The 12,971-nt window shown below is 63.1% G+C and carries 14 protein-coding genes; 7 read left to right on the top strand and 7 right to left on the bottom strand.

Going from position 1 to position 12,971, the window contains the following annotated elements; all coding sequences use genetic code 11:
• Positions 1 to 161: 161 nt before the first annotated feature.
• The 6 genes from hpf to F4U95_RS18065 form a co-directional block, all read right to left on the bottom strand.
• Positions 162 to 758, bottom strand: coding sequence for a ribosome hibernation-promoting factor, HPF/YfiA family (gene hpf / locus F4U95_RS18040; RefSeq protein WP_150426605.1), 597 nt, complete (start codon positions 756 to 758; stop codon positions 162 to 164).
• A gap of 73 nt (positions 759 to 831) precedes the next feature.
• On the bottom strand, positions 832 to 1,524 hold the full coding sequence (dnaQ, locus tag F4U95_RS18045) for a DNA polymerase III subunit epsilon (RefSeq protein ID WP_120251346.1): 693 nt from the start codon (positions 1,522 to 1,524) through the stop codon (positions 832 to 834).
• 32 nt (positions 1,525 to 1,556) lie between these two features.
• Positions 1,557 to 2,150: a dephospho-CoA kinase gene (gene coaE / locus F4U95_RS18050; protein WP_150426606.1), complete on the bottom strand. Its 594-nt coding sequence runs from the start codon at positions 2,148 to 2,150 to the stop codon at positions 1,557 to 1,559.
• Positions 2,147 to 2,974 (bottom strand): shikimate dehydrogenase, encoded by an 828-nt coding sequence (aroE, locus tag F4U95_RS18055; RefSeq protein ID WP_120251344.1) that lies wholly within the window; start codon positions 2,972 to 2,974, stop codon positions 2,147 to 2,149. The genes coaE and aroE overlap by 4 nt, the downstream gene beginning before the upstream one ends.
• Positions 2,971 to 3,588, bottom strand: a complete 618-nt coding sequence (locus tag F4U95_RS18060) for a Maf family protein (protein ID WP_150426607.1) — start codon at positions 3,586 to 3,588, stop codon at positions 2,971 to 2,973. Before F4U95_RS18060 ends, aroE begins: the two co-directional genes overlap by 4 nt.
• Positions 3,585 to 4,412 (bottom strand): pyruvate, water dikinase regulatory protein, encoded by an 828-nt coding sequence (locus F4U95_RS18065; protein WP_150426608.1) that lies wholly within the window; start codon positions 4,410 to 4,412, stop codon positions 3,585 to 3,587. The genes F4U95_RS18060 and F4U95_RS18065 overlap by 4 nt, the downstream gene beginning before the upstream one ends.
• Before the next feature lie 289 nt (positions 4,413 to 4,701).
• Here F4U95_RS18065 and hemE point away from each other — a divergent pair, with 289 nt between their 5' ends.
• Positions 4,702 to 5,760 (top strand): uroporphyrinogen decarboxylase, encoded by a 1,059-nt coding sequence (gene hemE / locus F4U95_RS18070; RefSeq protein ID WP_150426609.1) that lies wholly within the window; start codon positions 4,702 to 4,704, stop codon positions 5,758 to 5,760.
• Positions 5,760 to 6,200 (top strand): CopD family protein, encoded by a 441-nt coding sequence (locus F4U95_RS18075; RefSeq protein ID WP_120251340.1) that lies wholly within the window; start codon positions 5,760 to 5,762, stop codon positions 6,198 to 6,200. The genes hemE and F4U95_RS18075 overlap by 1 nt, the downstream gene beginning before the upstream one ends.
• Positions 6,201 to 6,427: 227 nt before the next feature.
• Here F4U95_RS18075 and panC read toward each other — a convergent pair whose 3' ends face one another.
• A complete protein-coding gene (gene panC, locus F4U95_RS18080; protein ID WP_150426610.1) occupies positions 6,428 to 7,288 on the bottom strand; it encodes a pantoate--beta-alanine ligase in 861 nt (286 codons plus the stop codon).
• Between the two features lie 108 nt (positions 7,289 to 7,396).
• Here panC and F4U95_RS18085 point away from each other — a divergent pair, with 108 nt between their 5' ends.
• The 5 genes from F4U95_RS18085 to ispG all read left to right on the top strand — a co-directional run bounded on the left by F4U95_RS18085 (position 7,397) and on the right by ispG (position 12,971).
• Complete coding sequence (locus F4U95_RS18085) at positions 7,397 to 8,203, top strand: division plane positioning ATPase MipZ (protein ID WP_150426611.1); 807 nt, start codon at positions 7,397 to 7,399, stop codon at positions 8,201 to 8,203.
• The gene (locus F4U95_RS18090; protein ID WP_150426612.1) at positions 8,203 to 8,640 is read left to right on the top strand and encodes a J domain-containing protein; all 438 of its coding nucleotides are present in this window, start codon (positions 8,203 to 8,205) and stop codon (positions 8,638 to 8,640) included. The genes F4U95_RS18085 and F4U95_RS18090 overlap by 1 nt, the downstream gene beginning before the upstream one ends.
• Complete coding sequence (gene pgmG, locus F4U95_RS18095) at positions 8,637 to 10,013, top strand: phosphoglucomutase/phosphomannomutase PgmG (protein ID WP_150426613.1); 1,377 nt, start codon at positions 8,637 to 8,639, stop codon at positions 10,011 to 10,013. The genes F4U95_RS18090 and pgmG overlap by 4 nt, the downstream gene beginning before the upstream one ends.
• A gap of 428 nt (positions 10,014 to 10,441) precedes the next feature.
• Positions 10,442 to 11,743 (top strand): OmpP1/FadL family transporter, encoded by a 1,302-nt coding sequence (locus F4U95_RS18100; protein ID WP_150426614.1) that lies wholly within the window; start codon positions 10,442 to 10,444, stop codon positions 11,741 to 11,743.
• A 52-nt stretch (positions 11,744 to 11,795) separates the two neighbouring features.
• Positions 11,796 to 12,971 carry a flavodoxin-dependent (E)-4-hydroxy-3-methylbut-2-enyl-diphosphate synthase gene (gene ispG / locus F4U95_RS18105; RefSeq protein ID WP_120251334.1) on the top strand — a complete coding sequence of 392 codons (1,176 nt, stop codon included), beginning with the start codon at positions 11,796 to 11,798 and terminating at the stop codon, positions 12,969 to 12,971.

Below are 12,971 nucleotides of genomic sequence, written 5' to 3' on the forward strand. Positions count from 1 at the left end.
GCTTTTCCTCGGACTATGAAAGCCCGGCCCCATAAGCTGCCTGCACCATCAGGTCAACAGGCGGCCGGGGCCGGGCGAGGGCCGGAAAGGCGGAGCGGCGCGACCCAGCCGCTACGCCAGACCATAAGCGACAGGGCCAGGCCCCGTCGCCCCGGCCGGCGTCAACCGCGCGGTTCGACCCAACCAATGGTCCCGTCATGACGGCGATAGACCATATTATAGGCGGCCGTGCCGGCATTGAGGAACAACAGCGCATTGGTGTTGCGCAGGTCCAGCATCATCACCGCGTCCGACACGCTGGCTTCGGGAATATCGACCCGCGTTTCCGCCACGATCAGCGGCGCATCGGCGGCTTCCTCCTCTTCCTCGCCCTGGCCGGCGAAGATCGTGTAGCCCGCGCCATCGATATCATCGACGCTGTAGCTGCTGGCCCGCTGCGCTTCGGCGGCGACCGCCTGGCTGTGGCGATCCTTCAGCCGGCGCATATAGCGCTTGAGCTGACGCTCGATCTTGGCCGCCGCCTGGTCGAAGGCGGGATGCGCCTCCTGCGCCTCTCCGGCCCCCTTCAGGATCAGGCCGGTCATCACATGGCAGACGATGTCGCAGTGGAAGGCTCCGTGCGGCGCCTTGCGAAAGGTCACCTGGGCGGAAAGCGTGCGGGAAAAATATTTCTCGGCCATCGCCTCCAGTCGTTCGGCGACATGCTCCTTGAGCGCCTCGCCCGTTTCGACCTGATGTCCGGAAACACGAATATCCATATGCCTTCTCCTTATTTTTGCCGGATGCTGGAAAGGCGATCCGGTGGGCATGGAGGGCATAGGCCAGTACGGTCTATGCCTCCTGGTGCCAGAGTGGCTCTTTCAGCGTCGCGACGAACGCTGCATGCCGCTCCAGCTCCGCCGCGCTGGCCGTGAAGACCCGCGCGGGACGAACAGGGCGAACCATGGCTGACGCCGTCAGTTCCGCCCCGACGATCTGTTTCGCTTCCTCCTGTGCCAGACCCAGGCCGATCTGACGGCCACCGGTCAATTCGATATAGAGTTGCGCCAGCAATTCCGCGTCGAGCAGCGCGCCATGTTTGACGCGATGGCTGCGGTCGATGCCGTACCGGGTGCAAAGCGCGTCCAGGCTATGCTTGGCGCCCGGATGCAGCGTGCGCGCGATCGCGACGGTATCGATCATGCGATCCATCGATACGTCGGGCAGGCCGCACAATTTCAGTTCGTGATTGAGGAATCCGAAGTCGAACCGCGCATTATGCGCGACCAGCGGGCTGTCCCCCAGAAATTCCAGCAATTCCGCAGCGCCCTTGGCAAAGACGGGATATTTGGCCAGAAAATCGGCCGACAGGCCATGCACATTATAGGCGGCGGCCGGCATGTCGCGCTCAGGATGATAATAAGCGTGGAAGGTCAGGCCGCTGGGCACGCGATTGATGAGTTCGATACAGCCGATCTCGACCAGCCTGTCGCCGGATGCCGGATCAAATCCTGTCGTTTCGGTATCGAAAATAATCTCGCGCATCGCCCTCTTCAATCGACTCTGTGGGCCAACCCTTATCCACCTGTCTTCGTGCCAAGGCAAGCGACCAGTCGGCGCACCTGTGCACGGGTATCGGTGAATGTCGTTCCCGTATGAATGATGTAGTTTGCCCGACGCCGTTTTTGCGCATCGGGAGTTTGCAGATGGACGATCTGGCGGAATTTCACCGCGCTCATGCCGGGCCGCGCCAGGACTCGCCGCCGTTGCTTCCAGGCCGGCGCGGAGACGACGATCACCCCGTCCAGCCGCTTCTGCGCACCGGTTTCGAACAGCAGGGGAATGTCGAGCACCACGAATTTTCGCGACCGGTGCCGGCGCAAAAAGCGCGCGCGTGCCGCCTGCACCGCCGGATGGACGATCGCCTCCAGCGCCTTGCGCTCCTGGGGATGGCCGAACACAGCCGCGCCCAGCTTCGCCCGATCGACGCCTTTCGGCCCGGTCGTGCCGGGGAAGCGCGCCTCGATCGCCGGCAGCAACGCGCCGCCCGGCCCCTGCAAGTGGTGGACCTCCGCATCCGCGTCGAACAGCGGCACGCCCTCTCGCCGCAGCATCGCCGCCACCGCCGACTTGCCCATGCCGATCGACCCGGTGAGGCCGTAGACCTTCATTCCTCGGCGGCAACCAACAGCGCGCGCAATTCCGCGTCCAGTTCGCGCGGCGCCTGCGCATCGAAGAAAATGTCGAAGGCCAATGCCGCCTGCCCGATCAGCATTTCCAGCCCATCGAGAGTCTTGAGGCCCCGCGCCCGTGCGGCCTTGAGCAGGCCCGTCTCCAGCGGCGCGTAGACGATATCATAGACGGTCGCGCTTTCCGGCAACGGCGTCAGGTCCAGATCCAGCAGCGGCTGGCCCACCATGCCGAGCGACGTCGAATTGACCAGCAGGTCGGCCGCCGGCAGCGCATCGCCCATGCCGATCACGCGCCCTTTGGTGCCGCCATGGTCCAGCAACGCCTGACCCCTGGCCGCATCGCGCGCCATGATCGTGATGTCCGGCACGCCCAGGCTGGTCAGCGCGAACAGGATCGCCCGCGCTGCGCCGCCGGTACCGATGATGACGGCGCTCTGCCCCTTCCACTTGTCGCGCAGCAACGGCTGAAGGAAGCCACCCGCATCGGTATTGGTGCCGATCAACGGCCCGCCCGTCTCGCTGGCGATGGTGTTGACCGCGCCGATCCGCTCGCGCACGCCGCCCGGATCGTCGACAAAGTCCAGCACCGCTATCTTGTGCGGAATGGTGACGTTGCAGCCCAGCCAGTCGGGATCGCTCCGCCGCATCAGGAAATAGGCCGCCATCCCCTCCGGCGTCACATGGGTCTTCCTATATTCCGCCTCGATATCCAGCGCGTTCAGCCAGAAATTGTGAATCAGCGGGGATTTGCTGTGTTCGATCGGATCGCCGATGACTTCGGCATAAGGGAGGGCGTCGCTCATGCCGCCAAAACGCCGCGCACGCGCAGAAAGTCAAGCAGCGGCAGCAAAGGCAGGCCCTGAATCGCGAACTGGCTGCCTTCGACCTTGCTGAAAATCTGCACGCCCGGTCCTTCGATCCGATAACAGCCCACGCACCAGCGCAACTCGTCCCAGTCCGCGTCCAGATAATTTTGGATGAAGGCGTCGGACAATGGCCGCACCGTCATCCGCACCCGCTCGACATGGCGCCAGATCGGCTCGCCATTGAGGACGATCACCGCCGCGCTGTGCAGATGATGGACCCGGCCCGACAGCAGGCGCAATATCCGCTCAGCATCTGCGCGATCGACCGCCTTGTCGATCATTGCGCCGCGATCCTCGCCATCGCCGATGCTCCCCGCCAGACTCAGAGTCTGGTCGCATCCCAGCACCAGCGCGCCCGGCACCCGGCGCGAGACTTTCAATGCCTTTAATTCCGCCAGCGCATCGGCCAGCGCGCGCGCGTCGAGGCCGTCGGCACGCAGCGCATCCTTGGCCGCTTCCTCGTCCACGCCCGGCGACAGCGCCTCGAACGGCACCTGCGCGGCGCTCAGCAACGCCCTGCGGCTCGCGCTTTGCGACGCCAATACGATCATATCTCATGCCCTTCCGCCAGTTCGCGGTCGTTGAACAGGTTGATGATGGCGGCGGCCGCTTCCTCGATCGACCGGCGGGTCATGTCGATCACCGGCCAGCCATTGTCGGCGAACATGCGCCGGGCGAAGGCCAGCTCCTCCTGCACCTTCTCATTGTCGACATAGGCGGTTTCCGGCGCCTGATTGAGCGACAGCAGCCGGTTGCGGCGGATCTGGATCAACCGCTCCGGACTGACGGTCAGGCCCACGACCATCGGATGTTTCAGGCTGTAAAGGCTGCGCGGCGGCGGCGATTCCGGCACCAGCGGGATATTGGCGGTCTTGTACCCGCGATTGGCGAGGTAGATGGATGTCGGCGTCTTGGACGCGCGCGACACGCCGGCCAGCAATATGTCCGCCTCTTCCCAATTTTCATGCCCCACTCCGTCATCATGGGCGATGGTGAACTGGATCGCCTCGATCCGCGCGAAATAGGCTTCATCGAGAATATGTTTGCGCCCCGGCCGGGTGCGGGTTTCCTGCCCCAATATGTTGGACAAGGCATCGGCCACGCTGTCGAGCGCGGCGACATGGGGCAGGCCCAGCGCGCGGCAGCGCGTCTCCAGCCGGCGGCGCAGCATGTGATTGGTGAGCGTGAACAGCACCAGCCCCGGATTGGTGCTGATCTCCTCCATGATCCGGTCCAGATGCACTTCGGACCGCACCATCGGCCAGAAATGGCGGATCGCCTCGACATTTTCGAACAGACCGATCGCCGCCTTGGCGATATTCTCCAACGTTTCGCCGGTGGAGTCAGACAGAAGATGCAGGTGGATACGCGCCATGGGGACATCTCTGTTGGAGGGCTGTGGATAAAGCAAGGGATGAAATTGTGGATAAGTTTCGACCCTTTTCCCGTCCCCACTGACCGGAATCTTATCCACAAGCCCCCAACAGGCCTCTGATTCCATCCACAGCCTGTGGGTAACGGGGATACTGACTCTGACTCGCCACGGTTTCCGTGACTCTCCTGAGTCAACATGTTGGCAAAAGCGGGCACAGCGCATAAACCCCGCTGCCAACCGACCTACTATCTCCATCATCCCTTGAATCTAAATAATAAGAGAGAATGTGATGCGCGAAGACGCCCCGGTGAGCCTGACGGACAAGCCGCTCCTTGGCGTTCTGAAAGGCGACCGTCCTGCCGTGCCGCCCATGTGGCTGATGCGCCAGGCCGGCCGCTATTTGCCTGAATATCGGGCGCTGCGGGCGGACAAGGGCGGCTTCCTGGAACTGGTCTATGACAGCGCCGCCGCGGCCGAAGTCACGCTCCAGCCGCTCCGTCGCTTCGGCTTTGACGGCGCGATCCTCTTTTCCGACATTTTGATCGTGCCCTATGCGATGGGACAGGATCTCTGGTTCGAGGCCGGCGAAGGCCCGCGCCTGGCCCCGATCCTCGCCGAGACGGACCTGTCCGCGCTGACAGCCGATTACAGCCGCTTCGACGCGGTCTACGAGACGGTACGGCAGGTGAAGGCTGCCCTGGACCCCAGCGTCACCTTCCTGGGCTTTGCGGGCAGTCCCTGGACCGTCGCGACCTATATGGTGGCCGGGCAGGGCAGCAAGGATCATGGGCTGGCCCGCCGCATGGCCTATCAGCAGCCCGATCGCTTCGCCACACTGATCGACGCGATCGTCGATGCGACCGTCATCTATCTGTGCGGCCAGATCAACGCCGGCGTGGAAGCGGTCCAACTGTTCGACAGCTGGGCCGGCAGCCTGTCGCCGCTGCAATTCGAGCGCTGGGTGATCGAGCCGAACAAGCGGATCGTCGCGCAGATAAAGGCGCTCCATCCCGATATTCCGGTGATCGGCTTCCCCAAGGGCGCTGGCGCGAAACTGGCCGATTATGCGGCGCAAACCGGCGTGGATGCCGTGGGCGTCGACGAAACCATCGACCCCTATTGGGCCAATGAAGCGCTGCCTAAAGGGCTGCCGGTGCAGGGCAATCTCGATCCGCTGGCCCTGATCGCCGGCGGCCGGGCGGTCGAGGAGGCGGTCGATAGGATCCGCGCTGCTTTCGCCGATCGGCCCCATATCATGAATCTTGGCCATGGCATTTTGCCCGACACGCCCATTGCACATGTCGAAGCGCTCATTAGCTATGTGCGTAGGGAAGGAGTCCGCGACTAATGGCCTATCTTGGTGCCGCCTATCTCTGGGTGAAGGCCGCCCATGTCATCTTCGTCATCTTCCTGATGGCGGGGCTGTTCATGATGCCGCGCTTCTTCGTCTATCATCAGGAAACCGTGCCCGGATCGCCGGAGGACAAGCGCTGGATCGAGCGGGAAGGGCGATTGCTCAAGATCATCCTCAACCCGTCGCTGCTTCTGGTCTGGCTGTTCGGCCTGATGCTGATGGTGGAGATCGGCGCCTGGAGCTTTGGCTGGTTTCACCTGAAACTGCTCTTCGTGCTGGGCCTGTCGGGCTATCATGGCTGGATCGCAGGCTATACGAAGAAACTGGCGCGGGGTGAACGGCCGCTCAGCGACAAGCAGTTGCGCATGATGAACGAGATTCCGGGCGTGGCCGCCGCGGTCATCGTCATCGCGGTGATCGTGAAGCCTTTCTGATCCTATTGCCTGTCCTACATCGGGTATATTCCGTAGGATTACGGCCTGCGACAGACGCACGAATAGGATCAGCCCGGCGCAATAAAATGTCCGAATTTACGGGAAAAGTGCGAAGTTAAGCGAGAGGTGTGCAACATGAACCGTTCCCCGGCGCAGGCCGGGGCCCAGTTCAGGACGTGGCACTGGACCTCTACTTGCGCGGGGGAACACAGAGCCAAAGATTCACGTCATGGCTTGTTGGTGTCAGCCACATCGACCGCGATATTGTCGATCAGCCGCGTCTTGCCCAGCTTCGCCGCGCCGAGCAGCCGAGCCGGGCGGTCCAGCACCGACATCGGCTCCAATGTGGCCGCATCGCACAGGGTGACATAGTCGATCGGGTCGAAGCCATGGGCCGCCAGCGTCGCGATCGCCTTGGCCAGTGCGCCCTCGACCGGTTCGCCCTTCTCCATCTGCCGCTTCGCTTCGCCCAGCGCGCGGGGCAGGGCCAGCGCCGCCTTGCGGTCTTCTTCGCTGAGATAGGCGTTGCGGGAGGAGAGGGCGAGGCCATCTTCGGCCCGCTGGGTCGGCAGGCCGACAATCTCTACGGCCAAGTCAAGGTCCGCGACGAAGCGGCGGATCACCGCCAGCTGCTGATAATCCTTTTCGCCGAAAATCGCGACGTCGGGCTGCACCTGGTTGAACAGCTTGGTCACCACCGTCGCCACGCCATCGAAATGGCCCGGCCGTGCCGCGCCATCAAGGCCGTCGCTGCTCCCCGACACGCGGATATTGGTGGCATAGCCGGCCGGGTACATGACATCGACGCTTGGCGCCCAGAGAATGTCGACGCCGGCCGCTTGCAACATCTGGGCGTCCTTGGCTTCCCGCCGGGGATAGGCGTCCAGATCCTCGTTCGGGCCGAACTGGCGGGGATTGACGAAGATCGATACGACGACATGCCGCCCATGGCGTCGAGCTTCCTCGACCAACGCCATATGCCCGTCATGCAAGGCACCCATTGTGGGCACCAGAACGACAGGCTTGCCGTCGCTTTTCAGCGTTTCGACGGCGGCACGAAGGGCGGGCAGGTCACGCAATATTTGCACGGAAGTCACGGCTCCGATAAGGGCAAAATCCTATGGCTGTCCTGCTAGGCTCGTGCCGGCGCGACCGTCAACACGCATTGCGACAATCAACGGGGTTTACTGGGGCCAATGGGCAATCCGCAGCCGCATCTTATCGTCTTCGCCAATGAAAAAGGCGGGACCGGCAAGTCGACCACGGCGGTGCATACCGCCATCGCCCTGTCAGCGCTCGGCCACAAGGTCGGCCTGATCGACCTCGACCCGCGTCAGCGCACCGTCACCCGTTACATGGAAAATCGCCAGGAAACGGCCAAGCGCCGCGGCATCGACCTGCCCATGCCGGCGTTCGACGTGTTCACTGGCGACAGCATCGCTGCGCTCGATGATCAGGTGATTTCGCTGGCGCTCGGTAACGACTATCTGGTCGTCGACACGCCCGGCCGCGACGATATCTATGCCCGCCATCTGGCGCCGCATGCCAACACGCTGGTCACGCCCATGAACGACAGTTTCGTCGATTTCGACCTGATCGGGCAGGTCGATCCGGAAACCTTCAAGGTGCGCAGCCCCTCCTTCTATTCCGAACTCATCTTCGACGCGCGCAAGGCGCGGGCGAAGGTCGATGGCGTCACTATCGATTGGGTGGTGCTGCGCAACCGCGTCCAGCATCATGACGCCCGCAACAAGAAGCGGGTCGGCGACGCGTTGATGGAACTCTCTCGCCGGGTCGGATTCCGCGTCATTCCGGGCCTTTCGGAGCGCGTCATCTTCCGCGAGCTGTTCCCGTCGGGCCTCACTCTGCTGGACAAGGGGCATCTGGGCGAACTCGGCGTCAGCCATATCGCCGCGCGACAGGAATTGCGCGAAATGGTGTCGGGCCTTGCGCTGCCGACGCTTGAGGGCACCGGCGCGCTGGACCTGCTCGGCGCCGCCTGATGGGCCTGCTGACACTCCTGATCGCCGCGCTTGCGATCTGGCTGATCTGGACGGGAAAGTTGCAACGCATGACGGCAAAGGATGGCATGGCGCTGGGCGCCGCGCTGGTGGGCGCCGTTCTGGCGGCCAAGGGCAAGCCGGTGATCGGTGCGCCGCTGTTGATCGGCGCTGCGCTCTTCTTCGCCAAGCAGGGCAATATGAAGGCCAAGGTGAAAGCCCGCAAACGCGCCGTCCCCTCGGCTCCTGCCCGCGCCGATGATGTGGCCAAGGCTCGCGCCTTGCTGGGCCTTGCCCCGGATGCCGATGCAAAGGCGATTCGCGCCGCCCATCGCCGCCTGATCGCGTCGGTTCATCCCGACAAGGGCGGCACCGAAGCGCTGGCGGCACAGATCAACGCGGCGCGCGACCTGCTGCTCGCCGAGCAAAAGCAGCGGTGACGCATGGCTTCCATCCGACTCTGCTGCGCGATTATGATCTGCGCGGCCGGGTAGGGGACACGCTGCACGAAGCCGATGCCTGGGCCTTGGGGCGCAGCTTCGGTACCATGATCGCGCGATCGGGCGGCCGGCGCATTGCAGTCGGCTATGACGGCCGTCTGAGTTCCCCGATGCTGGAATCGGGACTGGTCGAGGGTCTGGTCCAGACCGGGATCGATGTGCTGCGCATCGGCCTTGGCCCGACGCCGATGCTATACCATGCCGAAGCGACGGAGAATGTGGACGGCGGCATTCAGATAACCGGCAGCCATAATCCCGGCGACCAGAATGGCTTCAAGCTGGTGAAGGCGCATGCGCCCTTTTTCGGCGCGGATATTCAGGCCATGGGCGTCATGGCGGCGGCGGGCGACTGGGAGTCCGGCAGGGGCCGGGTCGAGACGATCGCCATCATGGACGGCTATGCCACGCGGCTGGTGCAGGGTTTCGACGGGCCTGCCTGCCGCATCGGCTGGGACGCGGGCAATGGTGCCGCCGGTCCGGTGGTCGAAAAGCTGGTGCAATTGCTCCCCGGTGAGCATCATATGCTCTTCACCGATATAGACGGATATTTCCCCAACCATCATCCCGACCCTTCCGATGATCGGAATCTGGCCGATCTGCGCGCGCTCGTCCGCGACAAGAGGCTCGATTTCGGTGTGGCTTTCGATGGCGATGGCGACCGGATCGGTGTGATCGACAGCCTGGGTCGCACTGTGCCGGGCGACCAGCTGCTCGGCCTGTTCGCGCAAGTCGTGCTTCAAAACCGCCCAGGCGGCCGAATAGTGGGCGATGTGAAGTCCAGCCAGACCGTCTTCGACCGGATCGCCGCGCTGGGGGGCCAGCCGGAGATGTGGAAGACCGGCCACAGCCATATCAAGTCCAGAATGAAGCAGATTGGCAGCCCATTGGGCGGCGAAACCACAGGTCATCTCTTCTTCGCCGACGATTATCCCGGCTATGACGATGGCCTTTATGCGGCCGTCCGCCTGATCCGCGCCGTCGGTTCGCTGGGGCGCAGCGTCACCGCGTTGCATGACGCCATGCCTGCGACCGTCATCACGCCCGAATGGCGCTTCCCCGTATCGGAAACGCGTAAATTTGCAGTGGTCGCGGAAATCCTGGCTCGGTTGGAGGCGCAGGATGCCGATATCTGCACCATAGACGGCGTACGCGTGCGCACGGCGACAGGCTGGTGGTTGCTGCGCGCGTCCAACACGGAAGCTGCTCTGGTGGCACGCGCCGAATCGGCGAATCAGGCCGATCTCGATCAACTGGTGGCGGAAGTAGACGCGCAGCTGGCCGAATCAGGCGTGATCAGGCTCGCAACATCCTGAATCCCGGATTTTTTCGGCTATACTTTGGTCTAGTTTCCACCTTCGGGTTGGATCCTTTCCCTTACGGAAAGCATGCAAGCAGACAACGATTGCAGAAAACGCAATCATGCTTGTCTGTTTCGCATTTGCGACAATCATCGCTGCACCGCAAAAGGAACTCGCCTTTCAGGCATCCTCTCCTAAAACTTCAAGGCCGTCCTTCTGGGCGGCTTTTTTTTATCTTTTTTTCAAGACCCGCGATCGGGCCAAGCCGTAGCGTTTCCTTTCCGTAAACGTCAGGTTCGTGGTACCCAATCGCATTCGCATCACTCTGCGACACTGGAAATTAACGACATCTTTGCTAAGCCCCCTGGCTCATAAGCCGGTTTCGCGCGTTGCAGGGGCGCCGATCGGCAGCAGAAGAGTCGCCACCTAGCAGAGGATTTCTCATGTCCCTTAGCCGCCATTTCAGCCGCGCCCTCCTCGTCACCGGGGTCATGGCCGCACCTTTTCCCGCCATGGCCGGCGGCTTCTATCTTCAGGAACAGTCGCCGATCGAAACCGGGCGAGCGCTGTCCGGCGGCGCCGCTGCGGGCGACGATCCTTCGACCATCTATTTCAATCCGGCAGCGATGACTCAGCTGTCGGGCATTCAGACCTCGATCGGCGGATCGGCGCTGATGGCCTCTGCCCACCAGACCAATCGCGGTTCGCGTCGCAGCATTCCGGGCGTCCCCGTAACCACGCCGATTGCCGGCAATGACGGCGGCAATCCGTTCGAGAGCGTCATCCCCATCCCCAGCTTCTACGCCAGTGCGCAGGTCAGCGACCGGCTCTGGGTGGGCCTCGGCGTCAACGCGCCCTTCGGCCTGAAGCTGGAATATGATGATGGTTTCTTCGGTCGCTATGACTCGCTCTACACCGACCTCAAAACCTATAATATCCAGCCTTCGGCCGCCTATAAGCTGACCGACAATCTGTCGATCGGCGGTGGCGTGGACGTCCAATATGTGAAGGCGACGCTGACCAACGCACTGCCGCAGCTGTCGCCGCTCGTCACCACCGACGGCTTTGCCAGCCTGAAGGGCGACGACTGGTCGGTCGGCTGGAATGCCGGCATCTTCTACACCACCGGCGACACCAATTTCGGCGCCCATTATCGGTCCGGCATCAACCACAAGCTGGCCGGCACGCAGATCGTGTCCGGGCTTGTCGGCCCGATCGCGGCGGGCAATGGTTCATTTGCCGCCACCGCGCCGCTGGAGCTGCCCGACATCGTCACCGTGTCGATGATGCACAAGCTGACGCCGCAACTGCGCGCGATGATCACCGGCAAATGGTATAATTGGTCGAAGTTCAAGGGTATCGCCGTCACCTCCGCCACCGGCACGACCAACAAGGAACTGGATTACAAGGACAGCTATTCGGTCAGCGTCGGCGGCGAATATGATGTCAGCCCGGCCTTCACCGTGCGTGCGGGCACCATGTTCGACCGTTCGCCCACCAATCCGCAGCATCTGACCACCCGCGTGCCCGATGGCGACCGCGTCTGGCTGACCGGCGGCGCGACCTGGAACATGTCGGATAATTTCGCGCTGAACCTGAGCTACGCCCACACCTTCGTGGAAAAGGCGAATATCATCCGCCCGGACAGCTATTTCCCGTCGCCCGCGACCGTCACCGCCACCACGCTGGCGCAGACCAGCGGCAATGCGGATCAGGTTGCCGCTTCCGCGACGCTCCGCTTCTAATCGGATCGGAAAATCCCTATAGGGGCTCCGTAGCTTACGGAGCCCCTTTTTCATGTCCGACCATAATCCCGGCCTGCGCCCCTGGCGCGACATTGCGCGGCGGCAGTCGCGCCAGATCATGGTCGGCAATGTCCCCGTCGGTGGCGATGCGCCGGTGACGGTGCAGACCATGACCAACACGCTGACTCATGACGTCAAGGCGACGATCGACCAGATCCGCCGTTGCGAGGAAGCGGGCGTAGACATCATCCGTGTCTCCTGCCCCGATGAAGAGTCCACCGCAGCGCTAAAGCAGATCGTCCGCGCCGTGCGCGTGCCGATCGTCGCCGACATCCATTTCCACTATAAGCGCGCACTGGAAGCGGCCGATGCCGGTGCCGCCTGCCTGCGCATCAACCCCGGCAATATCGGGTCGGAAAAGCGGGTGAAGGAAGTGGTCGACGCGGCCAAGGCCAATGGCTGCTCGATCCGCATCGGCGTGAATGCCGGCTCCCTCGAAAAGGATCTGCTCGAAAAATATGGCGAGCCATGCCCCGAAGCGCTGGTCGAATCCGCGCTCGACCATATCAAGCTGCTCCAGGACCAGGATTTCCACGAATATAAGGTCGCGGTGAAGGCCAGCGACGTCTTCCTGGCCGTCGCTGCCTATATGCAGCTGGCCGACGCGGTCGATTGCCCGCTCCATCTGGGCATTACCGAAGCGGGCGGCCTGATCGGCGGCACGGTGAAAAGCGCGATCGGGATCGGCAATCTGCTCTGGGCCGGGATCGGCGACACGATCCGCGTCTCCCTCTCCGCCGAACCGGAAGAGGAAGTGCGCGTCGGCTACGAGATTCTGAAGTCGCTGGGCATCCGCACCCGTGGGGTGAAGGTCATTTCCTGCCCCAGCTGCGCGCGGCAGGGTTTCGACGTCATCCGCACCGTGCAGGCTCTGGAGGAACGGCTCCAGCATATCAATACACCGCTCTCCCTCTCGGTACTGGGCTGCGTGGTCAACGGTCCCGGCGAAGCGCGCGAAACCGATATCGGCCTGACCGGCGGCGGCAACGGCAAGCATATGGTCTATCTGTCGGGCATCACCGATCACACGATTCAGGATGCCGGTATGGTCGACCATATCGTGAAGCTGGTCGAAGCCAAGGCGGCGGAGATCGAGGCGCAGAAGCTGGAGTCCGAAACCACCGACGCCGGCAAGGCGGACGGCAGCCAGGTCGAGGCAGCCGAATAA

The sequence above is a fragment of the Sphingobium limneticum genome (assembly GCF_008710165.1).
Classification (GTDB): domain Bacteria; phylum Pseudomonadota; class Alphaproteobacteria; order Sphingomonadales; family Sphingomonadaceae; genus Sphingobium; species Sphingobium limneticum.

What these genes read in the sequence shown, in the direction of transcription:
- F4U95_RS18060 (WP_150426607.1), bottom strand. Translation starts at nt 3,588, where the DNA reads ATGATCGTATTGGCGTCGCAAAGCGCGAGCCGCAGGGCGTTGCTGAGC.
- F4U95_RS18075 (WP_120251340.1), top strand. Translation starts at nt 5,760, where the DNA reads ATGGCCTATCTTGGTGCCGCCTATCTCTGGGTGAAGGCCGCCCATGTC.
- aroE (WP_120251344.1), bottom strand. Translation starts at nt 2,974, where the DNA reads ATGAGCGACGCCCTCCCTTATGCCGAAGTCATCGGCGATCCGATCGAA.
- coaE (WP_150426606.1), bottom strand. Translation starts at nt 2,150, where the DNA reads ATGAAGGTCTACGGCCTCACCGGGTCGATCGGCATGGGCAAGTCGGCG.
- F4U95_RS18100 (WP_150426614.1), top strand. Translation starts at nt 10,442, where the DNA reads ATGTCCCTTAGCCGCCATTTCAGCCGCGCCCTCCTCGTCACCGGGGTC.
- dnaQ (WP_120251346.1), bottom strand. Translation starts at nt 1,524, where the DNA reads ATGCGCGAGATTATTTTCGATACCGAAACGACAGGATTTGATCCGGCA.
- ispG (WP_120251334.1), top strand. Translation starts at nt 11,796, where the DNA reads ATGTCCGACCATAATCCCGGCCTGCGCCCCTGGCGCGACATTGCGCGG.
- F4U95_RS18090 (WP_150426612.1), top strand. Translation starts at nt 8,203, where the DNA reads ATGGGCCTGCTGACACTCCTGATCGCCGCGCTTGCGATCTGGCTGATC.
- hemE (WP_150426609.1), top strand. Translation starts at nt 4,702, where the DNA reads ATGCGCGAAGACGCCCCGGTGAGCCTGACGGACAAGCCGCTCCTTGGC.
- F4U95_RS18065 (WP_150426608.1), bottom strand. Translation starts at nt 4,412, where the DNA reads ATGGCGCGTATCCACCTGCATCTTCTGTCTGACTCCACCGGCGAAACG.
- F4U95_RS18085 (WP_150426611.1), top strand. Translation starts at nt 7,397, where the DNA reads ATGGGCAATCCGCAGCCGCATCTTATCGTCTTCGCCAATGAAAAAGGC.
- hpf (WP_150426605.1), bottom strand. Translation starts at nt 758, where the DNA reads ATGGATATTCGTGTTTCCGGACATCAGGTCGAAACGGGCGAGGCGCTC.